At 64.2% G+C, this 23,757-nt stretch carries 18 protein-coding genes and 2 tRNA genes; 5 read left to right on the plus strand and 15 right to left on the minus strand.

The window, feature by feature from the left end:
- The first annotated feature begins 115 nt into the window (after positions 1 to 115).
- Positions 116 to 1,474, plus strand: coding sequence for a magnesium transporter (gene mgtE, locus MUG94_RS10690; protein ID WP_227908321.1), 1,359 nt, complete (start codon positions 116 to 118; stop codon positions 1,472 to 1,474).
- Positions 1,475 to 1,573: 99 nt separating this feature from the next.
- On the opposite strand, the gene ndk is transcribed toward mgtE, so the two are convergent.
- The 7 genes from ndk to MUG94_RS10725 all read right to left on the minus strand — a co-directional run bounded on the left by ndk (position 1,574) and on the right by MUG94_RS10725 (position 9,335).
- On the minus strand, positions 1,574 to 1,993 hold the full coding sequence (gene ndk / locus MUG94_RS10695) for a nucleoside-diphosphate kinase (RefSeq protein ID WP_227890159.1): 420 nt from the start codon (positions 1,991 to 1,993) through the stop codon (positions 1,574 to 1,576).
- 40 nt (positions 1,994 to 2,033) lie between these two features.
- Positions 2,034 to 2,507, minus strand: a complete 474-nt coding sequence (locus MUG94_RS10700; protein ID WP_227890160.1) for a DUF4233 domain-containing protein — start codon at positions 2,505 to 2,507, stop codon at positions 2,034 to 2,036.
- Positions 2,508 to 2,512: 5 nt separating this feature from the next.
- Positions 2,513 to 3,892, minus strand: a complete 1,380-nt coding sequence (locus MUG94_RS10705) for a bifunctional folylpolyglutamate synthase/dihydrofolate synthase (protein WP_227908320.1) — start codon at positions 3,890 to 3,892, stop codon at positions 2,513 to 2,515.
- Positions 3,892 to 7,200: an isoleucine--tRNA ligase gene (gene ileS, locus MUG94_RS10710; RefSeq protein WP_227908319.1), complete on the minus strand. Its 3,309-nt coding sequence runs from the start codon at positions 7,198 to 7,200 to the stop codon at positions 3,892 to 3,894. Before ileS ends, MUG94_RS10705 begins: the two co-directional genes overlap by 1 nt.
- Before the next feature lie 326 nt (positions 7,201 to 7,526).
- Positions 7,527 to 8,285 (minus strand): SDR family oxidoreductase, encoded by a 759-nt coding sequence (locus tag MUG94_RS10715; RefSeq protein WP_227908318.1) that lies wholly within the window; start codon positions 8,283 to 8,285, stop codon positions 7,527 to 7,529.
- A 9-nt stretch (positions 8,286 to 8,294) separates the two neighbouring features.
- Entirely contained in the window at positions 8,295 to 8,918 is a 624-nt protein-coding gene (locus MUG94_RS10720) for an NUDIX hydrolase (RefSeq protein ID WP_227908317.1), read from the minus strand.
- A gap of 39 nt (positions 8,919 to 8,957) precedes the next feature.
- Positions 8,958 to 9,335, minus strand: coding sequence for a DUF488 domain-containing protein (locus tag MUG94_RS10725; protein WP_227908316.1), 378 nt, complete (start codon positions 9,333 to 9,335; stop codon positions 8,958 to 8,960).
- A gap of 114 nt (positions 9,336 to 9,449) precedes the next feature.
- On the opposite strand from MUG94_RS10725, the gene valS reads away from it, so the two are divergent.
- Entirely contained in the window at positions 9,450 to 12,092 is a 2,643-nt protein-coding gene (gene valS / locus MUG94_RS10730) for a valine--tRNA ligase (RefSeq protein WP_227908315.1), read from the plus strand.
- A gap of 86 nt (positions 12,093 to 12,178) precedes the next feature.
- Here the strand turns inward: valS and MUG94_RS10735 are convergent, their stop codons facing one another.
- The 6 genes from MUG94_RS10735 to MUG94_RS10760 form a co-directional block, all read right to left on the minus strand.
- A complete protein-coding gene (locus MUG94_RS10735; protein WP_423724396.1) occupies positions 12,179 to 12,796 on the minus strand; it encodes a mycothiol-dependent nitroreductase Rv2466c family protein in 618 nt (205 codons plus the stop codon).
- A gap of 85 nt (positions 12,797 to 12,881) precedes the next feature.
- On the minus strand, positions 12,882 to 14,174 hold the full coding sequence (clpX, locus tag MUG94_RS10740) for an ATP-dependent Clp protease ATP-binding subunit ClpX (RefSeq protein ID WP_227908314.1): 1,293 nt from the start codon (positions 14,172 to 14,174) through the stop codon (positions 12,882 to 12,884).
- A gap of 164 nt (positions 14,175 to 14,338) precedes the next feature.
- Positions 14,339 to 15,010, minus strand: coding sequence for an ATP-dependent Clp protease proteolytic subunit (locus MUG94_RS10745; RefSeq protein ID WP_227890168.1), 672 nt, complete (start codon positions 15,008 to 15,010; stop codon positions 14,339 to 14,341).
- 46 nt (positions 15,011 to 15,056) lie between these two features.
- Positions 15,057 to 15,677 carry an ATP-dependent Clp protease proteolytic subunit gene (locus tag MUG94_RS10750; protein ID WP_227890314.1) on the minus strand — a complete coding sequence of 207 codons (621 nt, stop codon included), beginning with the start codon at positions 15,675 to 15,677 and terminating at the stop codon, positions 15,057 to 15,059.
- Between the two features lie 306 nt (positions 15,678 to 15,983).
- Complete coding sequence (tig, locus tag MUG94_RS10755; RefSeq protein ID WP_227890169.1) at positions 15,984 to 17,363, minus strand: trigger factor; 1,380 nt, start codon at positions 17,361 to 17,363, stop codon at positions 15,984 to 15,986.
- Between the two features lie 56 nt (positions 17,364 to 17,419).
- Positions 17,420 to 17,493 (minus strand) — tRNA-Pro (locus tag MUG94_RS10760).
- 139 nt (positions 17,494 to 17,632) lie between these two features.
- Here MUG94_RS10760 and MUG94_RS10765 point away from each other — a divergent pair.
- Positions 17,633 to 17,703 (plus strand) — tRNA-Gly (locus MUG94_RS10765).
- Positions 17,704 to 17,951: 248 nt separating this feature from the next.
- Positions 17,952 to 19,439 carry an HNH endonuclease gene (locus MUG94_RS10770; protein ID WP_227908313.1) on the plus strand — a complete coding sequence of 496 codons (1,488 nt, stop codon included), beginning with the start codon at positions 17,952 to 17,954 and terminating at the stop codon, positions 19,437 to 19,439.
- Between the two features lie 4 nt (positions 19,440 to 19,443).
- Here MUG94_RS10770 and MUG94_RS10775 read toward each other — a convergent pair whose 3' ends face one another.
- Positions 19,444 to 20,331 (minus strand): Fpg/Nei family DNA glycosylase, encoded by an 888-nt coding sequence (locus MUG94_RS10775; protein ID WP_227908312.1) that lies wholly within the window; start codon positions 20,329 to 20,331, stop codon positions 19,444 to 19,446.
- The gene (locus MUG94_RS10780) at positions 20,331 to 20,807 is read right to left on the minus strand and encodes a ribose-5-phosphate isomerase (protein WP_227890172.1); all 477 of its coding nucleotides are present in this window, start codon (positions 20,805 to 20,807) and stop codon (positions 20,331 to 20,333) included. Before MUG94_RS10780 ends, MUG94_RS10775 begins: the two co-directional genes overlap by 1 nt.
- 277 nt (positions 20,808 to 21,084) lie before the next feature.
- Between MUG94_RS10780 and pepN the strand changes: the two genes are divergently transcribed.
- Positions 21,085 to 23,637: an aminopeptidase N gene (gene pepN, locus MUG94_RS10785; protein ID WP_227908311.1), complete on the plus strand. Its 2,553-nt coding sequence runs from the start codon at positions 21,085 to 21,087 to the stop codon at positions 23,635 to 23,637.
- Positions 23,638 to 23,757: the final 120 nt, after the last annotated feature.

Raw genomic sequence — 23,757 nt, forward strand, 5'->3', positions numbered from 1 at the left:
GCCGGGATGCATCCCGGGCTCGTGCGGTTTGAGATAACCAACCCGTACACCTTTTGCACACAGCCGAGGCCATGCCGCGGTTCTCTGTGTGCGCCCACCGGAGGGAACCGGCTTCATGATCAAGTCACCCAGTTCTTCGTTCGAAACCAGCGCCAAGCTGCTGGGCGAAGCAATCGGCAGGAACAACATTGCCCTCGCGGCCCGCGTCCTGCAGCCGCTTAATGTGGCGGAAACGATTGAACAGCTCGAACGGCTCGGCACCATCAACAGGGCTCTGGCGTATCGCACGCTGCCCAAGGAACGCGCACTGGCGGTCTTCGAACGGCTCGACGTCCTGCTGCAGGCGGACCTTCTCTCCGGGCTGCAGGATGCCCAGGTGGCAGAGGTCTTTGCGGCGCTGAGCCCCGATGACCGGGTGGCCCTGCTGGACGAGCTGCCGGCATCGGTGGCCAACCTGCTGATTCTGGGTCTGAGCGACAAAGACCGGGCTCTCACCGCCATCGTGCTCGGCTACCCGCAGCGGTCCGTGGGACGGTTCATGAGTCCCCAGTTTCTCACCGCTCATCCCGGCTTTACTGCCGGCCAAACCCTGGAGCGGGTGCGTGCACAGTCGGAGGAAGCCGAGAGCATCTACACGATCCCCGTCACCGACGACGGCCGCCACCTGGTGGGCGTCGTGTCCCTGCGGGACGTGCTGTGCGCGGCTGAATCGGACGCTGTTGCGGACCTGATGAAGGACCCGTTGTTCGCCCCGGCAACCATGGACGTCGAAGAAGCAGCACGGTACTGCGCTGACGCGAAAGTCCTGGCGCTGCCGATCGTGGATGCGGAAACGCGTCTGGTGGGGATCCTGACCGTGGATGATGCGCTGCGGATCCTTGAGGACGCGGAAAGCGAGGATGCGGCACGTTCGGGCGGAAGCGAACCGCTGCGCCGTCCGTACCTGGCCACCCCGGTGCGCAGCATTGTGCGTGCCCGTGTTGTGTGGCTGCTGGTGCTCGCGGTGGGTGCAACGTTAACGGTTCAGGTCATGGGCGCTTTCGAAGCCACCCTGGCGGAACAGGTGGTCCTTTCCCTGTTCATTCCCCTGCTCATCGGCACGGGAGGGAACACCGGGAACCAGGCAGCCACCACTATTACGCGCGCACTGGCGCTCGGTGACGTGCGGCCGGCCGACGCCGTCAAGGTGGTTGCGCGGGAAGTGCGCGTAGGAGCGTGGCTGGGCGCACTGCTCGGCGGACTGGGTTTTGCCGTTGCCTCCCTGATCTTCACCGTGCCCCTGGGCCTGGTGATCGGGTTGACCCTGCTGGGAGTCTGCACCATGGCAGCCGGCGTTGGCGGCCTGATGCCGTTGCTGGGGAAGGCCCTCAAAGTGGATCCCGCCGTATTCTCCAACCCCTTCATCTCCACCTTTGTGGATGCCCTGGGCCTCATCATCTACTTTATGATCGCGTCGAGCATTCTGGGGCTGTGAGCCGCGAGCTGCACGAGCCTGCAGGCGGGATCCGCACAGCAGGAGGGCCTGAGCCCGGTGGAGTACCGGACTCAGGCCCTCCTGAAGGGGACAGCGGAGTTACTTGCCGAACCAGATGCCGATTTCGCGTTCTGCGGACTCGGGGGAATCCGAACCATGGACCAGGTTCTGCTGAACTGCCGTGCCCCAGTCGCGGCCAAAGTCGCCGCGGATGGTGCCCGGAGCCGCCGTCGTCGGATCGGTGGTGCCGGCCAGGGAGCGGAAGCCCTCGATGACGCGTTCGCCTTCGAAGATGGCCGCCACAATGGGGCCGCTGAGCATGAACTCCACCAGCGGTTCGTAGAACGGCTTGCCTTCGTGCTCGGCGTAGTGCTCTTCGAGCACCTCGCGGGTGGCGTCCACCTTCTTCAGTTCAGCCAGGGTGTAGCCCTTGGCTTCCACTCGGGCCAGGATTGCGCCGGAGAGATTCCGCTTCACGCCGTCGGGTTTGATCAGTACAAGTGTGCGTTCGGTGCTCACGGTAAATCTCCTTGCGAAGTAGCGGTTTTCGAGTCTAAGCCTAGTCGGTGACGGCTGTGCCGGCAGCGCCCGTGTCCTCCAGGCCTTCGGGATGGGCCTTTTCCCATTCCTCCTGCTCGCGGTCCCGCTGCCGGTTCTCCCGGTCCAGACGCATGCCGGTCTTCAGCCCGTACCACCAGGTGGCGGCGAAGATGGCACCAATCAGGAACATCATCGGTTCCAGGAAACCGGTGGCAATGATGACCAGCTGCAGGATCCAGCCGACGACGGGTCCGGCTGGCTTGGACAGGAAGGCGCAGGTACCGATCAATGCAGCAAACAGGACCAGTCCGCCGGTCAGGATGATGGCGGGAGACAGGACGTCGCGTTGCAGGCCGAAAACGGCGAGCGTCGCGAAGAGCACCAGGAACGCTTCCAGGACGAGGACCGTCGAGGCGAACATGATGCGGATGGAACGCCGTTTCTTGGGCATTCCCGGGCGCCACTCGCGCTGGGCCTTGGTAAGTTTTGCCATCGTGCTTACTTTCCGAGAAGGGTGCGCGCTTCGGCCACCAGGGTAATGGAGCCGATGATGAGCACGCCGCCGGCGAGGTCATTGTTTTCCTCGGCCTTGGCCACCGCCCATTCAATGGCGTTGTCCAGGCCGGGTTCCACCTGCAGCTCTTCGTCGGCAAAGCCTGCGTCCACGGCGTCCTGGACCAGGTCTTCGGCCGAGAGGGCGCGCGGTGAGCTGGATTGCGTGAGGCAGACGCCGGCGATCTGGTCGCCAAGGGTCTCCCGCAGTTCGGTCAGGATGCCCACCGAGTCCTTCTCCGCCAGGATGCCGACCACCAGCACCAGTGAAGTGAAGCTGAAGGCTTCCAAGACCGCTTCGGCCGATGCCTTGGCACCGGCGGGGTTGTGGGCGGCATCCACCACGATGGTGGGCGCGGTACGCACCACTTCAAGGCGTCCGGGAGACGTGACCGTGGAGAACCCGGTGCGGAGCAGTTCCACGTCAAGTTCCTTGGTGCCGCCGCCAATGAAGGCCTCCAGTGCAGCCACGGCGACAGCTGCGTTCTCCGCCTGGTGCTTGCCGTGCAGCGGCAGGAGCAGCTCCTCATAGCGCCCGGCCAGGCCGGCAATGGTGAGCATCTGCCCGCCCACCGCCATGACACGGGACTCGACGCCGAATTCGACACCCTCGAAACGGTACGGAATGCCCACTTCTCGGGCCTTTTCCAGCAATACCTGCGCAGCTTCCATCGGCTGGGCGGCACTGATCAGGAAGCCGCCCTCCTTGATGATGCCGGCCTTTTCCATGGCGATGTCAGCGACGTTGTCGCCCAGCAGTTCCGTGTGGTCCAGGGAAATGGGCGTGACGACGGCAACGGAGCCGTCGCCCACGTTGGTGGCGTCGGTGATGCCGCCCAGGCCCACTTCAATGACTGCCACGTCCACGGGTTCGTCGGCGAAGACCGCAAACGCCAGGATGGTGACAGCCTCAAAGTACGTCAGGCGCGGCTCCCCGGCGGCCTCGAGTTCGCCGTCGACAATGTCCAGGTAGGGGTGGATTTCGTCCCAGATCCGGACAAACGTCTCATCGGAGACCGGTTCGCCGTCAATGCTGATCCGCTCGGTGACCTTACTCAGGTGCGGGCTGGTGTACCGGCCGGTGCGCAGCCCGTAGGCCCGCAGTCCGGCCTCGATCATCCGCGCGGTGGAGGTCTTGCCGTTGGTTCCGGTGATGTGAATGATCGGGAACGCCTTGTTCGGCTCCCCCAGCACCTCCATCGCCCGGAACAGCGGCGCCATGCGCGGTTCCATCTTGTTCTCGGGGGCGCGGCTCAGCAGCTCGGCGTAGACGCTTTCCACGGAGAAACCGTCGATTGCCCCGGAGGGTCCGTCGGACATGCTCATTAGATCTTCTCCACGGTGACGGTGAATTCTTCGGCGCCGTCGGCAAGCTCGACGGCGGTGACCACCAGTTGATCGGTCAGGGTTTCAGACTTGATCAGTTCCGCATTCGCCTCAAGGGCCGCAGCAGCTGCCGGCGATGTTTTTACCTCGGTGCGGATGTGGTCGCTGATGTGCAGGTCCGCGTCACGGCGGGCCTGCTGGATGGCGCGGATGCCGTCGCGGGCGGTGCCCTCGGCGGCCAGCTCCGGCGTGACCTCGGTGTTCAGCACCAGGAAGCCGCCGCCGGGCAGCACGGAGACAGCCTTGGAAGACTCGCCGTCGGCGGTTTCCACCACTGTTTCCAGCGTGTATTCCTGCGGCTGCAGTTCCAGGCCGCCCGCGGTGACCGTGCCGGCGTCGTCCACCGACCAGTCCCCTGACTTGGAGGCCTTGATTGCGGTCTGGACGTTCTTGCCCAGTCGGGGGCCTGCGGCACGGGCGTTGACCACGAGCTTCTGCGTGATGCCGAACTCGGCAGGATCAGCTGCGGCAGCCTCCATCAGGCGAACGGACTTCAGGTTCAGTTCATCGGCGATGATTGCCGCGAACTGGCCCTGCAGCGACTCGGCATCGGGCGCGACGACGGTCAGTTCAGACAGCGGCAGCCGCACCCGGAGGTTCGCGGCCTTGCGCAGGGACGAACCCACCGAGGCGATCCGGCGGGTGCGGTCCATCCGGTCCACCAGCGCGGGATCCTGCGGGAACAGTTCCGCGTCCGGCCAGTCGGTCAGGTGCACGGAGCGGCCGCCGGTGAGTCCGCGCCAGATCTCCTCGGAGACCAGCGGCAGCAGCGGAGCGGCCACCCGGCAGACCGTTTCCAGGCAAGTGTACAGCACATCAAACGCCTGGGTGTCTTCATCGAAGAACCGGGTGCGGCTGCGGCGGATGTACCAGTTGGTCAGCGTGTCCATGTACTGGCGCAGCGTTTCGCAGGCCTCGGACACGTCATAGCTGTCCAGCTCGGACGTCATGGTCCGCACCAGGTCACCGGTGGCGGCCAGCATGTAGTTGTCCAGCGGTTCGGTGGACTCGTAGCGCGCCGTCGCCTCGTAGCCGTTGCCGTTGTTCGCGGCGTTGGTGTACAGCGTGAAGAAGTGCCACACGTTCCACAGCGGCAGGATGACCTGGCGGACGCCTTCGCGGATGCCCTGTTCGGTGACGATCAGGTTGCCGCCGCGCAGGATCGGTGAGGCCATGAGGAACCAACGCATGGCGTCGGAGCCGTCGCGGTCCAGGACCTCGGAGACGTCCGGGTAGTTGCGCAGCGACTTGGACATCTTCTGCCCGTCGGAGCCCAGCACAATGCCGTGGCTGATGACGTTCCGGAAGGCCGGGCGGTCAAAGAGCGCGGTAGCCAGGACGTGCAGCGTGTAGAACCAGCCGCGGGTCTGCCCGATGTACTCCACGATGAAATCGCCCGGGTTGTGGTGCTCAAACCAGTCGGCGTTCTCGTGCGGGTAGTGCACCTGGGCGTAGGGCATGGAACCGGAGTCGAACCAGACGTCCAGGACGTCTTCGACGCGGCGCATGGTGGACTGGCCCTCTTCGGGGGTCCGCGGATCGTCCGGGTTCGGGCGGGTCAGTTCGTCGATGAAGGGGCGGTGCAGGTCCGGCTCGCCGGCATGGTTCAGCGGCAGCCGGCCGAAGTCGGCCTTGAGCTCTTCCAGCGAACCGTAGACATCGGTGCGCGGGTAGTTGGGATCATCGGAAACCCAGACCGGGATGGGGCTGCCCCAGTAGCGGTTTCGGCTGATGGACCAATCGCGGGCGTTCTCCAGCCACTTGCCGAACTGGCCGTCCTTGACGTTTTCCGGGATCCAGTTGATCTGCTGGTTCAGTTCGACCATGCGGTCCTTGATCTTGGTGACCTCCACGAACCAGGAGGAAACAGCCTTGTAGATCAGCGGGTTCCGGCAGCGCCAGCAGTGCGGGTAGCTGTGCTCGTAGCTGGCCTGGCGCAGCAGGCGTCCGTCGGCGCGCAGCACACGGGTGATGAGCTTGTTGGCATCAAAAACCTGCAGTCCGGCAATGTCGGACAGTGGGCCGTCGGCGAACATGGGCAGGAACTTGCCGCCCTCATCCACGGACAGGATCACGGGGATGCCGTTGGCTTCGCAGATCTTCTGGTCGTCTTCACCGTAGGCCGGAGCCTGGTGAACAATACCGGTGCCGTCGGTGGTGGTGACGTAGTCGGCCACGACAATCCGCCAGGCATTCTGCGTGCCCCACTTCTCGGTGTCCGTGTAGTAGTTCCACAGCGGTTCGTAGGCCAGTCCGGCCAGCTCGCTGCCCAGGTGCACGGAGGTGACGGCCGCGCGGGCGGCGTCGGCGTCGTCGTACCCCAGGTCCTTGGCGTAAGAGCCCACCAGGTCTTCGGCCAGCAGGTAGCGGACCTCCGGGTTGTCCTGCGGCGTACCGTTGGGTCCGGCGGGCACGACGGCGTAACGGACCGAGGGTCCGACGGCGAGGGCCATGTTGGTGGGCAGCGTCCAGGGCGTGGTGGTCCACGCGATGGCGAGGACGCCGTCGAGCTCCGCGGACAGCGCGTTGTCGCCGGCAGTGATGGGGAAGGTGACCGTGACGGTCTGGTCCTGCCGGTCCTTGTAGACGTCGTCATCCATGCGCAGCTCATGGTTGGACAGCGGGGTCTCGTCCTTCCAGCAGTACGGGAGCACCCGGAAACCGCTGTAAGTCAGGCCCTTCTCGTGAAGGGTCTTGAAGGCCCAGATGACCGACTCCATGTACTCGACGTTGAGCGTCTTGTAGTCGTTCTCGAAGTCCACCCAGCGGGCCTGGCGGGTGACGTAGTCCTTCCACTCGCCGGCGTACTCCATCACGGAGGCGCGGCAGGCGTCGTTGAACTTGTCGATGCCCATCTTCTCGATCTGGACCTTGTCGCTCATGCCCAGCTGCTTCATGGCTTCGAGCTCGGCGGGCAGGCCGTGGGTGTCCCAGCCGAAACGGCGTTCCACGCGGCGGCCGCGCTGGGTCTGGTAACGGGCCACCAGGTCCTTGACGTAGCCGGTGAGCAGGTGGCCATAGTGCGGCAGGCCGTTGGCGAAGGGCGGGCCGTCGTAGAAGACAAACTCGTTGGAGCCGTCCTTGCCGGCGGACCGGGCGTCAATGGAGGCCTGGAAGGTGCCGTCCTCGTCCCAGTACTTCAGAACCAATTCTTCGAGTTCCGGAAACTTCGGGGAGGACGGGGCGGCGTTTTCTGCCGGAGCGGCGGCCGTGGTGGCCTTGGGATAGATAGAAGGCATATTCGTCATCCTGATAGCGGCAAGTAGTTCTGATGAAGTACAGGATGCGAGGGCGGAGTTCTTGCCGGCCAAGGCCGGCGGGGAACCCGCGGTACCACCTCGCTTGCCGCCGTCGTCGTCCGCGCTGTGCTGTAAGACTTCAGTGCACTGCGCCGCCGAGTCGGGCTGCCGCTCGTTGACTGCTGTGACGGGCTTACCCGTCCGGTTCTACTGGGCCCCGTGCGCTGAAACGTTCTGGGCCGTTCTTCCGGAAGCTCACCGGTGATAGCCGGGTCAAAGCTGCTTCCGCCAGTTTAGGCCACACCCCCGGGGTTGTCGAAGTTGGGCTGTGGACGTTAGGCCTGGGCCGGCTGGCGGCGGATGACCTTGTGGTTGGCGGCCTGGGCGACGGGGCGCAGCACCACCTTGTCCAGGTTGATGTGGTGCGGCAGGTTCAGGGAGTAGGCCATGACGTCAGCGACGTCCTCTGCAGTGAGGGGCTTCTCCACTCCGGCGTAGACCTTTTCCGCCGCGTCTTTGTCGCCGAGCCGGTTCAGGGAGAATTCCTCGGTCTTGACCATTCCCGGGAGGATTCCAATGACGCGGACGTTGTTCTCCGCTTCCTCCAGGCGGAGGGTTTCCGCGAGCGCCTGCTCGGCGGACTTGGCGGCGCAGTATCCGCCGCCGCCTTCGTAGGAGGCGAGCGCAGCGGTGGAGGTCAGCATCAGGACGGAGCCCTGTCCGGAGGCGCGCAGCGCCGGCAGGAAGGCCTGGGTGACACGGAGCGCCCCGAGCACGTTGACGTTGTACATGGCTTCCCAATCCGCGAGCTTTCCCGTGCCCACGGAATCAACGCCCCAGGCACCGCCGGCATTGTTGATGACGGCGTCCACTCCCCCGGTAGCCAGCACCTCGTCGGCCATCCGGGCCACGGATTCGCTGTCGGTCACATCGGCGGTGATGACCTGTGCGCCGGTCTCAGCGGCGAGCGCCTGAAGCTTGTCCCCGCGGCGGGCCACGGCCACCACGTCCCAGCCTGAGTTACGCAGGGCACGTACGGCCGCTGCTCCAATGCCTGAACTTGCTCCGGTGACTACTGCTCGCTTAGGGGTCATGGCACTACCCTAGCGACTTCCTCTCCCGCGGCAGGCTTCTGTGTTGCGGTGTTGCAGCGACATTGCCCTGCGCCGGACATGCTCCAACCGGGCACCGAAGCCGGCCGGAACCTGAGCCGGCAGATTGTCCACCGGGAACCAGCGGACGTCCTCACTTTCATCGCTGACGGAAACTGCAGCATCCGGGCTAACAACCGCTGCGTATCCCACGTCCCAATGGGCGGAGCATGAGAAGCCCGCGTTCAACCGGTGCAGGTCAAGATCCATGAGCACGGGAGACGGAGCAGAGGAAGTCTCTGAGGCTGAGACAGAGGGCGGCACGGTGGACAGCAGGGTCAGATCATCGATTCCGGACTCTTCCCGGGCTTCCCGTTGGGCGGCTTCCGCCACTGTTGCGTCCTGCGGCTCTAGGTGCCCGCCGAACTGCACCCAGAACTGCCCCTTGCGATGGAAACACAACAGAACCCGATCGAAACCGGGAGAAAACACGAAACAGGACCCGGTGACATGTTCCGGGCCGCCGGCCCGCCGCAGGGCGGCGTCCCCGGTCTCGTTCAGGAACCGCAGGTACTCGTCCCGCGGTCCAGATTCCGGAAGTGCCCTGAGGCTGATGAGCAGGTTTTCAAGAGGCATGCTGCCATTTTGCCGCACCGGGCGGTGAAGGCTTGAACGTCAGGGCCGGCCAGCCAGGCCCAGCAGGTACTCACGGAGCACCGCTGCTTCGTTCTCGGTCGCACTGCGCGCCCCGTAGAGCAGCACCGTGTCAGGCCGGGAGGCACAGTCCCGGGAAAAGTCCGGAACCTCCGGATTGGCGGCAAGCTCCTCCCGGTACCGGTCCTGGAATCCGGTCCAGCGCTCTTCCCGGTGCCCGAACCATTTGCGCAGTTCCGTACTGGGCGCCAGATCTTTGAGCCACTCGTCGAGTTCTGCACGGGCCTTGGAAACCCCGCGCGGCCACAACCGGTCCACCAGGACCCGGTAGCCGCCGTCTGGCGCTTCATAGATGCGGCGGATACGGATCGAATCCGGGTTCTGCGCAGTCGTTGCCATACATCGGATGCTACGGCCGGCCGGCAGGACGAGGACAGAGCCGCCGGCCAGGGACTGCTGCCGGGCGGCGCAACAGTTCCCCTTGCTCCACCGCCCGCATGGAAGAATGGCAGTATGGCTGAAAACTTTCCGGGCACAGACACGCCCGACAATGAACCCAAGACCGTATCCGTCCCCGACAAGCCCGCCCTTGAAGGGCTGGAAGCAACACTGAGCCGCCGCTGGCGGGAAGAGGGAACGTACGCGTTCAACGAAGACACGGTCCGCGAGGACGTCTACTCGATCGACACTCCCCCGCCCACTGCCTCGGGCTCGCTGCACGTGGGGCACATGTTCTCCTACACGCAGACCGACGTTATGGCGCGTTACCAGCGCATGACCGGCAAGAACGTCTTCTACCCCATGGGCTGGGATGACAACGGCCTTCCCACCGAACGCCGGGTGCAGAACTACTACGGCGTCCGCTGCGATCCTACAAAGCCGTACGATCCCGATTACCGGCCCCCGGCCACCGCGCCGAAGAACCAGCGCGATTTTGACGTGATTTCCCGCCGGAATTTCATCGAGCTTTGCGAAGAGCTGGCGGTGGAGGACGAGAAGGTCTTCGAGGACCTCTTCTCCACCCTGGGCCTGTCCGTCGACTGGACGCGGACCTACCGCACCATCGATGACAACTCCCGCGCCGTCAGCCAGCGCGCCTTCCTGGAGAACCTCAAGGCCGGCGACGCCTACATGTCCGAGGCCCCCACCCTGTGGGACGTCACCTTCCGCACAGCCGTGGCCCAGGCCGAGGTGGAGGACCGGGAACAGCCCGGCGCCTACCACCGCATCAGCTTCCATGCGCCCGACGGCGAAAAGGTCTTCATCGAGACCACCCGCCCCGAACTGCTTCCGGCCTGCGTGGCCCTGGTGGCCCACCCCGACGACGAGCGCTACCAGCGCCTGTTCGGCACCAAGGTCACCTCCCCGCTGTTCGACGTCGAGCTGGAGGTGCGCGCCCACCCGCTCGCCAAGCCGGACAAGGGTTCGGGCATTGCCATGATCTGCACCTTCGGCGACCAGACCGACGTCACCTGGTGGCGCGAGCTGAACCTGCCCACCCGCGCCGTCGTCGGCCGTGACGGCCGCCTGCTGGCTGACACCCCGGAGTGGATCACCACGGACAAGGCGAAGGAAAACTACGCCGCTGTGGCCGCCAAGACGGTCTTCAGCGCCAAGGAAGCCATCGTGGAAATGCTGCGCGAAAGCGGCGACCTCGAAGGCGAGCCGAAGAAGATCACCCACCCGGTGAACTTCTTCGAAAAGGGCGACAAGCCCCTTGAGGTTGTCACCAGCCGCCAGTGGTACATCCGCAACGGCGGCCGCGACGAGGACCGACGTGCGGCCCTGATTGCCCGCGGCAAGGAAATCGACTTCCACCCGTCCTTCATGCGCTCACGCTACGAAAACTGGATCGAAGGCCTGAACGGTGACTGGCTGGTCTCACGTCAGCGCTTCTTCGGCGTTCCGGTTCCTGTCTGGTATCCGCTGGATACCTCCGGCAACCCGGACTACGACAACCCCGTGCTGCCGTCCTCCGAGCAGCTGCCCGTGGATCCGGCCGCTGAACCGGCTCCGGGCTACGAGGAATCCCAGCGCAACCAGCCGGGCGGCTTCGTGGGCGACGCCGATGTCCTGGACACCTGGGCCACCTCGTCCCTGACCCCGCAGATTGTGGGCGGCTGGAGCCGGGACGAGGACCTGTTCAGCAAGGTCTTCCCGTTTGACCTGCGTCCGCAGGGCCACGACATCATCCGCACCTGGCTGTTCTCCTCCGTGGTGCGCGCCGATGCCCTGAACCACGTGGCGCCGTGGAAGCACGCGGCCATCTCCGGCTGGATCCTGGATCCGGACCGCAAGAAGATGTCCAAGTCCAAGGGCAACGTGGTGGTCCCCACCGATGTGCTCAATGACTACGGATCCGACGCCGTGCGCTACTGGGCGGCTTCCGCCAAGCTGGGCGCGGACACGGCCTACGAGATTGCGCAGATGAAGATTGGCCGCCGCCTGGCCATCAAGTTGCTCAACGCCTCCAAGTTCGTCCTGAACCTGGGTGCCACCGAGGCAAACGTCGTCACGGCGGACACTTCGGTGATTACCAACGCCCTGGACTCCGCACTGCTAAAGCAGCTGGCCGAAGTGGTCAATGCTTCCACTGCGGCGTTTGAGCGCTACGACTATGCCAAGGCCCTGCAGCTGACCGAGTCCTTCTTCTGGTCCTTCACGGACGACTATGTGGAGCTGATCAAGGACCGCGCCTACGGTGCCGCCGGCGAGGCGGAGCAGGCTTCGGTGCTGGCTACCCTGGCCACCACGCTGGACGCGCTGCTGCGCCTGTTCGCCCCGTTCCTGCCCTTCGCCACCGAAGAGGTCTGGGGCTGGTGGCGTCACGGCTCGGTGCACCGCGCACCGTGGCCGAACGTCGACGCGTTGTCCTCCGCAGTGGCAACGGCCGACGCCGGCATCCTGGCCACGGTTGCCACCGCTCTGGGCGGCATCCGCAAGGCCAAGTCCGAGGCGAAGGTCAAGCAGCGCACCGAGGTTCTCACGGCCACGGTGACGGCGTCCGAGGCGCAGGTTTCGCAGCTGCGGGCGGGCCTCGCGGATCTGAAGGCAGCAGGCAACGTCCGGGAGCTTTCCTTGGCGACGGGCGACGGCGAACTGGCCGTGTCCGATGTCGAGCTGGCGCCGGTGGAACCGGCTCCTGCGGCCGAATAAACAGCACGCCCTGAGCACGAAAAGGCCCCGCCGGAAGAAATCCGGCGGGGCCTTTTTGTGTCCCGAGGTCTAAAGCGGAACGGACCTTAGTCGAACTGCGGGCTCTCGGTGCGGCTGCGCTTGAGCTCGAAGAAGGCGGGGTTCTCCGCCAGCATGACGGCGCCGTCGAACATCCGGCCTGCCTCTTCGCCGCGCGGGATGCGGGTCAGGACCGGACCGAAGAAGGCGGTGCCGTTGAAGGCCACGATGGGAGTTCCGACATCGTCGCCCACCTTGGAGATGCCTTCCTGGTGCGAGGCACGCAGCTGGGTGTCGTACTCGTCGCTGTCGGCGTACCGTGCCAGGTCGGCCGGAAGGCCAACCTCGTCGAGGGACTCGCGGATGACTGCGTCGAGATCATCATTGCCGCCGACATGGATCCGGGTGCCCATGGCATCGTAGAGCGGCTTGATGTACTTGTCGCCGTGGAGCTCGGTGGCGGCAATGATGACGCGTACCGGCTTGATGGCCGCCTTCATACGCTCCATGTAGTTCTCGGGCAGGTCCCGTCCTTCATTCAGGAGGGACAGGCTCATCACGTGCCAGTCGGTGCTGACGTCGCGGACCTGCTCCACTTCACCCATCCAGCGGGACGTGACCCACGCGAACGGACAGATCGGGTCGAACCAAAAATCGGCTTTTGCTGCAGAATCGGGCAAGCTCACGAAATTCTCCTTCAGGGCATTGCGGACCCGCGGCGAAGATCGCGGGTTGCTGGGAACAGCATTGGTTATTCGTGCAAACCCGCGGTCAGGCTGATTTGTTCCGGCGTTTGGTCGCAACTGCCTGGGAGATCAGCGTGGGTTCAGCCTTGTGGGTGACAACCTCTTCAGTGATGACCACTGTGGCGATGTCGTCACGGCTGGGCAGGTCAAACATGACGGGCAGCAGGACTTCCTCAAGGATCGCCCGCAGCCCGCGCGCACCGGTGCCGCGCGACAAAGCGGCATCCGCGATCGCGTCCAGGGCGGCAGGCTCGAAGGTGAGTTCAACGCCGTCGAGCTGGAACATCTTTTGGAACTGCTTGACCAGGGCATTCTTCGGTTCGGTGAGGATCCGGATCAGTGCCTCCCGGTCCAGGTTGGAGACCGTGGTGATCACAGGCAGCCGGCCGATGAATTCCGGGATCAGGCCGAACTTCAGCAGGTCCTCGGGCATGACATCGGCATAGGAATCGGCTTCCTTGGCATTCTCATTCAGCGGGGCGCCGAAACCGATGCCCTTGCGTCCGGAGCGGGACCCAATAATCTCCTCCAGCCCGGCGAAGGCACCGGCAACGATAAAGAGCACGTTTGTGGTGTCGATCTGGATGAATTCCTGGTGCGGATGCTTGCGGCCACCCTGCGGGGGCACCGAGGCCACCGTGCCTTCCAGGATCTTCAGCAGCGCCTGCTGCACACCCTCGCCGGATACGTCGCGGGTGATGGAGGGGTTTTCGCTTTTGCGCGAGATCTTGTCGATCTCGTCGATGTAGATGATGCCCTGCTCGGCCTTCTTGACGTCATAGTCTGCGGCCTGGATGAGCTTGAGCAGGATGTTCTCGACGTCCTCACCCACGTATCCTGCTTCGGTCAGCGCCGTGGCGTCGGCGACGGCGAAGGGCACGTTCAAGCGGCGTGCCAGGGTTTGCGCCAGATAGGTTTTGCCGCACCCGGTGGGACCGATGAGCAGGATGTTGGACTTGCCGATTTCCACGTCATCCGAAACGACAGCATCCGACAGATTGCCGGTGTTGCGCGGCGCGTGGCCGGACTGGATGCGCTTGTAGTGGTTGTAGACGGCGACGGCGAGGGAACGCTTGGCCGGTTCCTGGCCAATGACATATTCCTGCAGCGAATCGAAGATCTCCCGCGGCTTGGGCAACTCGAAGGAGCCCAGGTCAGCTACTTCGGAGAGCTCTTCTTCAATGATCTCGTTGCAGAGATCAATGCACTCGTCGCAGATGTAGACTCCGGGGCCGGCAATAAGCTTGCGGACCTGTTTCTGGCTCTTTCCGCAGAAAGAGCACTTGAGCAGATCTGTGCTCTCACCAATGCGAGCCATAGTTCAGTCCCCTTAGATGGTCCAGCGTTATACGGTGCCGACGGTCATCCCGTGCAGGACGGCAGAAGCCGGTCGGCATGTTCCACTCTAGGACACTTGGTTGGGTGATACAGCAACCGAAAGGCCCGCGGTGCGATATTTCGCGCCGCGGGCCTCCCTGATGCTTACATTCGGTTGATGGCCGGAGTCTTGATCTTGCGGGAGTCCAGCACCTGGTCAATCAGTCCGTATTCAAGGGCACCGGCGGCCGTGAGAATCTTGTCACGCTCGATGTCCCGGTTGACTTCCTCGGACGTGTGGTTGGAGTGCAGGGCCAGAGTGTCCTCCAGCCAGGTCCGCATCCGCATGACTTCCGCTGCCTGGATTTCCAGGTCGGAAGCCTGTCCACGCTCGCCGCCGCCGAGGGCCGGCTGGTGGATCAGCACGCGGGCGTTCGGCAGCGCCAGCCTCTTCCCCGGCGTACCGGCAGCCAGCAGCACAGCTGCGGCGCTGGCTGCCTGGCCCAGGCAGACGGTCTGAATTTCCGGCCGGATGTACTGCATGGTGTCGTAAATGGCCGTCATGGCCGTGAACGAACCGCCCGGAGAGTTGATGTACAGGGTGATGTCGCGGTCCGGGTCGTTGGACTCGAGGACCAACAGCTGGGCCATGACGTCGTCGGCTGACGCGTCATCCACCTGGACGCCGAGGAAGATGATGCGGTCCTCAAACAGCTTGGTGTACGGGTCCTGGCGCTTGAAGCCGTAAGGCGTGCGCTCTTCGAACTGCGGCAATACGTAGCGGTTGGAGGGCATTTGCGGTGCCGTTCCGCCTGCGGTTCCAAAATTCATGTTCATTGTTACTCCTGAAGTCTAAGAAAGGTGCGCTGGAGGGAAGGGAGAGTCAGTCCTCGACCGGGGCTGCGCCCTTGTCCTGATCCGTTCCGCCGCCGCCGGTAACGCCGCCGGCATGCGCGGAAATCTTGTCAAAGAATCCGTATTCCAGAGCTTCCTGGGCCGTGAACCACTTGTCACGGTCGTTGTCCTTCAGGATGGTCTCCACGGTCTGGCCGGTCTGCTCGGCGGTCAGTTCCGCCATGACCTGCTTCATGTGGAGGATCAGTTCTGCCTGAATCCGGATATCGGAAGCGGTGCCGCCGATGCCGCCGGAGGGCTGGTGCATGAGGATGCGTGCGTGGGGCGTGGCGTAGCGCTTGCCCTTGGTGCCCGAGGACAGCAGGAACTGGCCCATGGACGCTGCCAAACCCGTTGCCACGGTGACCACGTCGTTGGGGATGAACTGCATCGTGTCGTAGATGGCCATGCCGGCCGTCACTGACCCGCCGGGAGAGTTGATGTAGAGGAAGATGTCCTTCTCAGGGTCCTCAGCCGAGAGCAGCAGGAGCTGCGAGCAGATGGCGTTGGCGTTGTCATCGCGGACTTCCGAGCCCAACCAGATGATCCGCTCACGCAGCAGACGATTGTAGATGTAGTCGTCCCGGCTAGCCGGGTCCACCGTTGCCATTGTGGGTGTGTTGGGTGCAATTGCCATACTGAGTGACCTCTCGCTCTGGCGGGGTACAGAACCGCTAACCGCGTCAGCTGGTCCCGCCGTTTATCTCTCCTAGGACACTAACCTGTTGCGCGTGTGATCTGCTCGCGTTTCGCGGACTGTTCGCTGACGGCGCACGATGCCCGTCACAGCACGGCGCCGGGCGGGTCACAGCCCCGGACGCCGTCGAGAGCACCTTAAACGCAAATACGCCGCCTGCCCTTTCGGGCGGACGGCGCATTTGCGGTGACCTTGGATCACCCTGTGTTCTTGGTCCGACTATGCCTTGTCGTCGCTCTTGGACTCTTCGGCAACCTCAGCCTCGGCGGCTTCAGTCTCGGCGTCAGCAACCGGTGCTTCTTCGCCGGCGGGGCGGACGAATTCGCTGAGGTCGATTTCAACGCCTGCGGTGTCGGTGACCTTGGCCTGCTCGAGGACCTTGGCAAGTGCCTTGCGGCGGCGAACTTCGCCAACCATCATCGGGACCTGGCCGCTCTGGTCGATCAGCTGGGCGAACTGGTTCGGATCCATGCCGTACTGGCCCGCTGCGGAAACGATGTAGTCGATCAGCTCGTTCTGGCTGACACCCACTTCTTCCTTGTCGGCAACAGCGTCGAGGATGATCTCGTTCTTGAAGGCGGCAGCAGTGTTCTCGCGAACTTCTGCGCGGTGCTCTTCGGTGTCGTGATCCTCGCCCTGGGACTGTGCGCTCTCAGAGTTGAAGTGCTGCTCCAGCTGTTCTTCGATGACGGACTCCGGAACCGGAACCTCGATCATTTCCAGCAGCTTCTCCAGGACCTTGTCGCGGGCTTCGACGCCCTGCTCCATGAGCTTGGACTCTGCGGCACGCTTGGTCAGGTCTTCGCGGAGTTCTTCGATGGTGTCGAATTCGCTGGCCAGCTGAGCGAAGTCGTCGTCGGCCTCGGGAAGCTCGCGCTCCTTGACCGCCTTGACCGTCACCGTGACAGTGGCGTCTTCGCCGGCGTGCTCGCCGCCGGCCAGCTTCGTTTCGAAGGTGGCGGATTCGTCAGCGGACAGACCGGTGACTGCTTCGTCCATGCCCTCAAGCATGGTGCCGGCGCCAACCTGGTAGGAGAGGTCAGCAGCGGAGTCGATTTCTTCGTCGCCAACCTTGGCCACGAGATCCATGGTCAGGAAGTCGCCCTCGGCGGCGGGACGGTCCACGGACTTCAGCGTGCCGAAGCGGCCGCGCAGTTCGTCCAGTGCCTTGGTGACGTCGTCGTCGGAGGCTTCGGCAGGCTCAACCGTGACCTCAAGGCCGGAGTAGTCCGGGAGCTCGATTTCGGGGCGGATGTCCAGCTCAACATTGAAGACCAGCTGGCCTTCGTTCGTGGCGGGGTCCGGAACTTCGCTGATCTCAACCTCGGGGCGGCTCAGCGGACGGATGCCCGTTTCCTGCACGGCACCCTGGTAGAAACCGTTCAGGCCGTCATTGATCGCGGTCTCCAGGACGTAGCCGCGGCCGACGCGCTGGTCGATGAGCCTGTTGGGGACCTTGCCCTTGCGGAAGCCAGGCACCTGCACCTGGGTGGCGATGGTCTTGTAGGCCTCGTCGATGCTCGGCTTCAGTTCCTCGAACGGAACTTCGACAACGAGCTTTACCCGGGTGGGTGTGAGGTTTTCTACAGCGCTCTTCACAGCGTAGTTCTCCTGAGGTTTCTGGGGATTGGGTCTGCACCATGTGTACTACAGAGTCGGGGTGACAGGATTTGAACCTGCGACTTCCTGCTCCCAAAGCAGGCGCTCTTCCAAGCTGAGCTACACCCCGTCAGTGCACCTGACAGCCTACCGGCAGAAACCGCCCTGTGCACAATTGGAGGGAGCCCAGCCTTGCCGCAGGCCGTTTCCCGGAAGGGATTACCGAACCGCTGAATTCCCGTGCTAAGGTAAAACCTGCCTTAGGCGCCGGGGATGTAGCTCAATGGTAGAGCCTCAGTCTTCCAAACTGATTACGCGGGTTCGATTCCCGTCATCCCCTCAGTAATATAACCGGCACCCGCCGGCTTCGAAAGGGTTCTGCACTACTGTGCAGGACCCTTTTGTGTTTGCCGTTTATTCCATCGGCCCTGGGGCTGATGCGCTCGACCCCCGGAGTTGAGGTGATCGATCCCCGAGGCTGAGGTGCAGCCGCCGGCGGCACTGCGGATCGCTGGCCGGGAAATACGGGTATTCCGCAAGTAACCGCGGGCCTGATGAACAGCGGCCTGAGTTACTAAAATCGAATGTATGTACTACTCAACAGGGCGTCTCGTCGCCTCGAATCAGGTCAGCCGTGTCGCTAACCGGCCGGCTTCAAACCTTACTGCTGGTCGGGTTTTCAACCCCTCCGTAACCCGGGATGCTCTGGAAGCCGCCGAGCGGGTGCGCCTGATCGATGAGATTCGAGCGTTGGAGGAGTTGAAGTGTGCCGTAGCCGCGGCTCAGGCACGTGCTGCGGCCGCCTTTGACGAATCCACCCGTGCTGCACAGTCCCGGGCCGGACTCAGGGCGGAACAGCTGGGACGCGGCGTCGCAGCACAAATTGCGCTGGCGCGGCGGGAGTCGCCCCATAACGGTGCCAAGCTGCTCGGCTTGGCGCGAATTCTTAGCACCGAAATGCCGTGGACCTTGAAAGCCCTCGCTGCGGGCGTAATCAGCGAATGGCGGGCCACTATCCTGGTCCGGGAAACAGCGTGCCTGTCGCTGGCTCACCGGCAGCAGGTGGACAAGCTCATTGCCGGCAACCCCGCAGAACTGGAACAACTTGGAGACCGAAAGCTCATAGCCCGGATCAAGTCCCTGTCCTACGGCCTGGATCCGCACTCCGTGGTCAACCGGGCGGCGAAGGCGGCAGCCGACCGCTACGTTTCCTGTCGTCCGGCGCCGGACACCATGGCCTATGTATCCGCACTTCTGCCGGTGGCCCAGGGTGTAAGCGTGTTCGCTGCCCTCACCAAGGAAGCGCACCGGCTCCGCGCCGCCGGAGATCCCCGTTCCAAGGGGCAGATCATGGCGGACACCTTCGTCGAGCGCTCTACTGGTCAGGCACGGGCAGAAGATGTGCGGGTTGAAGTGCAGCTCATCATGACGGACAGGGCCCTGCTGCACGGAATCCTGCCCACGGCCGGATCCGGCTTGAACCGGGAACCGGCACCGGCGTCAGCATCAGCATCAACGTCAACGTCAACGTCAACGTCAGGTGAGGATTCCATCCCCGACGGTTCAGAACCGGCGCTACTGGCCGGGTACGGCGTAGTTCCGGCACAGTGGGCGCGGGATCTGATCCTCAGCAGCCGTGCTGGAAGCGATCGGCACACGGGCCGCGGCCGCCGCACAGAAGTCTGGCTGCGGCGCCTCTACACGGAACCGGCTTCGGGCCGCTTGACGGCAATGGATTCCAGAGCACGCCTCGTTCCCGCCGGACTGGCGAGACTGATTGCCACCAGAGACCAGCTCTGCCGGACACCGTGGTGCGGGGCACCGATCCGGCACTTCGACCACATCAAGCCCTTCCGTAACGGCGGGCCAACCAATGCCGAGAATGTCCAAGGCCTTTGCGAAGCATGCAATCAAGCGAAAGAGGCACCCGGTTGGTCTGCGTCCGCCGTTTCTGTGGCCGCTCCAGCTGCGGGCAAGTGCGGCTCAGGCAACGCAGCCGGCAGGCACACTGTGCTCACGAAGACACCCACGGGTCACATCTACCGCTCCACGGCGCCGCCTCTTCCAACCGGATGATCGGTCAGGCGTCCTGGCAGTTCGGGCACCAGTAGAGTTTCCGGGCACCCATCTCGGTACCGGCAACCGCCGTTCCACATCGACGGCACGGCAATCCGGTCCGCTTGTAAACGTAGTGGGCGTCCGCCAGGGGCACTGGCACGGAGTCGCTGTCCCGATCGGCAGGCAGGGTGGTGATAATCCGGCCCTCGGCAACGCCGTCGCGCATAACGGACGCAATGTCCGCCCACAGGTTCGCTGCTTCGTCCTCGCTCACATCCCGTCCCAGCCGGAAGGGCGAGATCCGCTGCCGGAAGAGCACTTCGGCACGGTAGACGTTGCCCACCCCGGCCAGGATTTCCTGGTTCATCAGCAGCAGGCCCACCGGAGAACCTTTACCGCGCAGGCGCGCTGCGAATTCCGTACCGTCAGCTTCGTCCTGAAGCGGGTCCGGTCCCAGCCGTGCGACGACGGCGGCACGCTCCGCTTCGGTGATCACCTCGCAGGCAGTGGGGCCGCGCAGATCTGCCCAGCCGTGCTCCGACACCAGCCGCACCCGGACAGCACCCTTGGGAGGGGGCGGTCCCGCGTAGGTACCGCCGTCGTCGTCGGACGCGATCTCCCGCTCCCCCACCTTCCGCGGGGCACCAATGCTGGAGGCACCAAGGAAGCTGGAGTCTCCGCCAAAATCAAACGCGCCGTACAGGCCGAGGTGGATGCGCAGGTACAGGTCGTTGTCGAACCCCAGGAACAACTGCTTTCCGTGCGCCGCAGCGCCCGCCAGAACGTGTCCGTCCAGCCGCGCTGCACCCGCCGCGAAGCGGCCCTGCGGGCTGGATACTTCCAGCCGGTGGCCGGCAAACACCGAGGTGAACTGCCGGGCTAACCGGTGGATGGAATGCCCTTCAGGCATCAGGAGTCCGCGATGGTACCGGTGGTCTCGTACTCGGCGATCTTCGCGATGCGGCGGTTGTGCCGCTCGGCATTGCTGTAGGGCTCGGCGAGGAAAGCCTCGATAATTTCAGTGGCTTCCTCAACCGTGTGCTGCCGGCCGCCGACGGCAACGACGTTCGCATCATTGTGTTCGCGGGCCAGCTTGGCAGTGGAGAGATTCCAGGCGAGGGCGGCACGGACGCCCCGAACCTTGTTGGCGGCAATCTGCTCGCCGTTGCCGGAACCGCCCAGCACGATGCCCAGGGCGTCAATTCCGCTCTGCTGGTCAATCACCACGGCCTCGGCGGCTGCAATGCAGAACGCCGGGTAATCGTCCTCGGCGTCGTAAACCTGCGGGCCGTGATCGACCATCTCGTAGCCCTTGCCGCGAAGGTGGGCCAAGAGGTGGGCACTTAGTTCCATGCCCGCGTGGTCGGTTGCAATATGGACGCGCATGTTCCATCCGTTTTCTGTGAGGGGATATCCTGCGCTTCCAGCCTAGCCGCTGTCCTACGGGCACAAATAATGCTCCGGCGGTCTGTGTCCTGGTGTGCACGCGCCGGGAAAACTGCACCCTTTAGCCAAACAATCAGCGGTTCCTTTCTTTACTGGGCGTAAACCAGTGAGACAATGTTGCAATTGTTATAAGCCGTAAGGCCGAGTTCCGTCAGGCCGAGTTAGAGCACGGCGGACTCCACTTCGCACATATTGGAAAGGCAACACCTTGCCAGGTATGAATCTCACGCGCTCAGAAGCCCGTGAACGAGCAGAACTGATCAGCGTCGATTCCTATGACGTGAACCTGGACCTCACCCGCGGGGACGAGGTCTTCGGCAGCACCACCGTGGTTCGGTTCTCCGCGCGGCAGGGCGCCTCCACGTTTATCGATGCGGTGACCGCCGCCGTACGCCGTGTCACCCTGAACGGCGTTGATCTGGATCCTGCCGAGGTGTCCGACGGCGTCCGCATCCAGTTGCCGAACCTCGCAGCGACCAATGAACTTGTGGTGGAGGCCGAAGCCTTCTACATGAACACGGGTGAAGGACTGCACCGCTTCGTGGACCCGGTGGACAACGAGGTATACCTCTACTCCCAGTTTGAGGTCCCGGATTCCCGCCGGATGTTCACCGTCTTCGAACAGCCCGATCTGAAGGCCACCTTCCGCTTCACCGTTACGGCGCCGTCGCACTGGGATGTCATCTCCAACTCCCCCACCCCGGAACCGGTGCCCGCCGGCTCGCTGGAAGAGGGCGGCAAGCACGCCACCTGGTCGTTTGACCCGACGCCCCGTATCTCCTCTTACATCACGGCATTGATCGCTGGTCCCTACCAGTCAGTGCGCAGCGAGCTCACCAGCTCCGACGGCCGCGTGATTCCGCTGGGCGTGTTCGCCCGCAAGTCACTCATGCAGCACTTGGACGCGGAGAACGTGTTCAAGCTGACCCGGCAGGGCTTCGAGTTCTACGAAGCGCAGTTCGGCACGCCGTACCCGTTTGAGAAGTATGACCAGTTGTTCGTGCCGGAATTCAACGCCGGAGCCATGGAAAACGCCGGAGCCGTCACCTTCCTGGAAAGCTATGTCTTCCGCTCCCGCGTGCCCGACGCCACTGTGGAGCGCCGTGCCATCACCATCCTGCACGAGCTGGCGCACATGTGGTTCGGCGACCTGGTCACCATGCGCTGGTGGAACGACCTGTGGCTGAACGAGTCCTTTGCCGAATTCATGTCCACGCTGGCGGCCGCCGATGCCACTGAGTTCAAGCAGTCCTGGACCACGTTCGCGTCCATGGAGAAGGCCTGGGCCTACCGCCAGGACCAGCTCCCCACCACCCACCCGATCGTCGCCGAGATCCGCGACCTCGAAGACGTGCAGGTGAACTTCGACGGCATCACCTATGCCAAGGGCGCCTCCGTGCTCAAGCAGCTGGTGGCCTGGGTTGGCCAGGACCAGTTCATGGCCGGTGTCCGCCAGTACTTCGGCAAGCATGCCTGGGGCAACACCGAGCTCAAGGACCTGCTCTCGGAATTGGAAGCAGCCAGCGGCCGCGACCTGAAGCAGTGGTCCGAGCTGTGGCTCGAGACCGCCGGCGTCAACACCCTGCGGCCTGAGCTGGAAGTGGACGACGACGGCGTGATCACCTCGTTTGCGGTTCTCCAGAGCGCCGTGGCCGAGTATCCGACGTTGCGCCCGCACCGGCTGGCCATTGGCTTCTACGACAGCGGCGAGGACGGAAAGCTGCACCGCACCCACCGGGTGGAGCTGGACGTCGACGGCGAACGCACCGACGTTGCCGAGCTGGTGGGACGGCAGCGTCCGGACCTTCTCCTGCTGAACGACGATGACCTGGCCTACGCCAAGATCCGCCTCGATCCGAAGTCCGAACACACCGCCGTCCGGCGGCTGCGGGACATTGCGGAGTCGCTGCCCCGCACGCTGGTCTGGGCTTCCGCCTGGGACGCTGCACGCGACGGCGAGATTCCGGCCCGCAACTACGTGGAACTGGTGCTGCAGAACATCGGCTCCGAGTCCGACTCTTCGGTGGTCCAGGTGCTGCTGCGCCAGCTCGCCACCACGCTGGCCTTCTACGTGGCTCCCAAGGACCGAGAGCCCATGATGGCCGCAGCGGCGGACAGCCTCTGGGAGCTGGCGGCCGCAGCGGCCCCGGGTTCCGATTCCCAGCTGCAGTTCGTGAAGTCCTTCGCCGGACACGCAGTGACGGATGAGCACCTCGACACGCTGGACGGTCTGCTGTCCGGCGACCGGACGCTGGAGGGCCTGCAGATTGATGCCGACCTGCGCTGGGAACTGCTCACCGGTCTGGTCGCCGGCGGCCGCCTGGGCGAAGCGGACATCGCAGCTGAGGCCGAGAAGGACCCCACTGCCACCGGCCAGCTCGCTGCCGCCATGGCCCGTGCCGCCCTCCCCACCGCTGAAGCAAAGGCCGCAGCATGGGAAGCCATTGTGGAGCGCACCGACATGCCCAACGCAGCCCAGCGTTCGGCGATTGTTGGCTTCAGCCGCGTGCACGACTCAGCGCTGCTGGAACCCTACGCGGAGAAGTACTTCTCTTCGGTACGTGAGGTCTGGAATACCCGGACCCATGAAATTGCCCAGCAGATCGTCACCGGCCTGTACCCGTCCCGGCTGACCACGCAGGCCACTGTGGATGCCACGGACGAGTTCCTGGCGTCCCTGGGCGACGAAGCTCCCTCGCTGCGCCGGCTGCTGCTGGAAAGCCGTGACGGAGTGGTCCGTGCGCTGAAGGCCCAGGCAGCGGACAAGTAAAACCCGCCGGCCGGTGGATAACGCCTGCCGGTGGCGCTCAACCATTGCGCACGGCGGTGTCCAGGACCAATCCGGGACACCGCCGTCGGCCCCTGTCGGTAGAAAACGAGCCACACCAGA

Origin of the sequence: Arthrobacter gengyunqii (assembly GCF_023022985.1) — a bacterium.
Classification (GTDB): domain Bacteria; phylum Actinomycetota; class Actinomycetes; order Actinomycetales; family Micrococcaceae; genus Arthrobacter_B; species Arthrobacter_B gengyunqii.

Excerpts from the sequence above, each read along its gene's own strand:
- MUG94_RS10720 (WP_227908317.1), bottom strand. The coding sequence starts at position 8,918 with ATGCCTCTTGAAAACCTGCTCATCAGCCTCAGGGCACTTCCGGAATCT.
- MUG94_RS10750 (WP_227890314.1), bottom strand. The coding sequence starts at position 15,677 with ATGGCAACGGTGGACCCGGCTAGCCGGGACGACTACATCTACAATCGT.
- MUG94_RS10705 (WP_227908320.1), bottom strand. The coding sequence starts at position 3,892 with ATGAGCATGTCCGACGGACCCTCCGGGGCAATCGACGGTTTCTCCGTG.
- mgtE (WP_227908321.1), top strand. The coding sequence starts at position 116 with ATGATCAAGTCACCCAGTTCTTCGTTCGAAACCAGCGCCAAGCTGCTG.
- MUG94_RS10700 (WP_227890160.1), bottom strand. The coding sequence starts at position 2,507 with ATGGCAAAACTTACCAAGGCCCAGCGCGAGTGGCGCCCGGGAATGCCC.
- ileS (WP_227908319.1), bottom strand. The coding sequence starts at position 7,200 with ATGACGAATATGCCTTCTATCTATCCCAAGGCCACCACGGCCGCCGCT.
- MUG94_RS10725 (WP_227908316.1), bottom strand. The coding sequence starts at position 9,335 with ATGGCAACGACTGCGCAGAACCCGGATTCGATCCGTATCCGCCGCATC.
- pepN (WP_227908311.1), top strand. The coding sequence starts at position 21,085 with ATGAATCTCACGCGCTCAGAAGCCCGTGAACGAGCAGAACTGATCAGC.
- valS (WP_227908315.1), top strand. The coding sequence starts at position 9,450 with ATGGCTGAAAACTTTCCGGGCACAGACACGCCCGACAATGAACCCAAG.
- MUG94_RS10780 (WP_227890172.1), bottom strand. The coding sequence starts at position 20,807 with ATGCGCGTCCATATTGCAACCGACCACGCGGGCATGGAACTAAGTGCC.
- MUG94_RS10715 (WP_227908318.1), bottom strand. The coding sequence starts at position 8,285 with ATGACCCCTAAGCGAGCAGTAGTCACCGGAGCAAGTTCAGGCATTGGA.
- clpX (WP_227908314.1), bottom strand. The coding sequence starts at position 14,174 with ATGGCTCGCATTGGTGAGAGCACAGATCTGCTCAAGTGCTCTTTCTGC.
- MUG94_RS10745 (WP_227890168.1), bottom strand. The coding sequence starts at position 15,010 with ATGAACATGAATTTTGGAACCGCAGGCGGAACGGCACCGCAAATGCCC.
- MUG94_RS10775 (WP_227908312.1), bottom strand. The coding sequence starts at position 20,331 with ATGCCTGAAGGGCATTCCATCCACCGGTTAGCCCGGCAGTTCACCTCG.
- MUG94_RS10770 (WP_227908313.1), top strand. The coding sequence starts at position 17,952 with ATGTACTACTCAACAGGGCGTCTCGTCGCCTCGAATCAGGTCAGCCGT.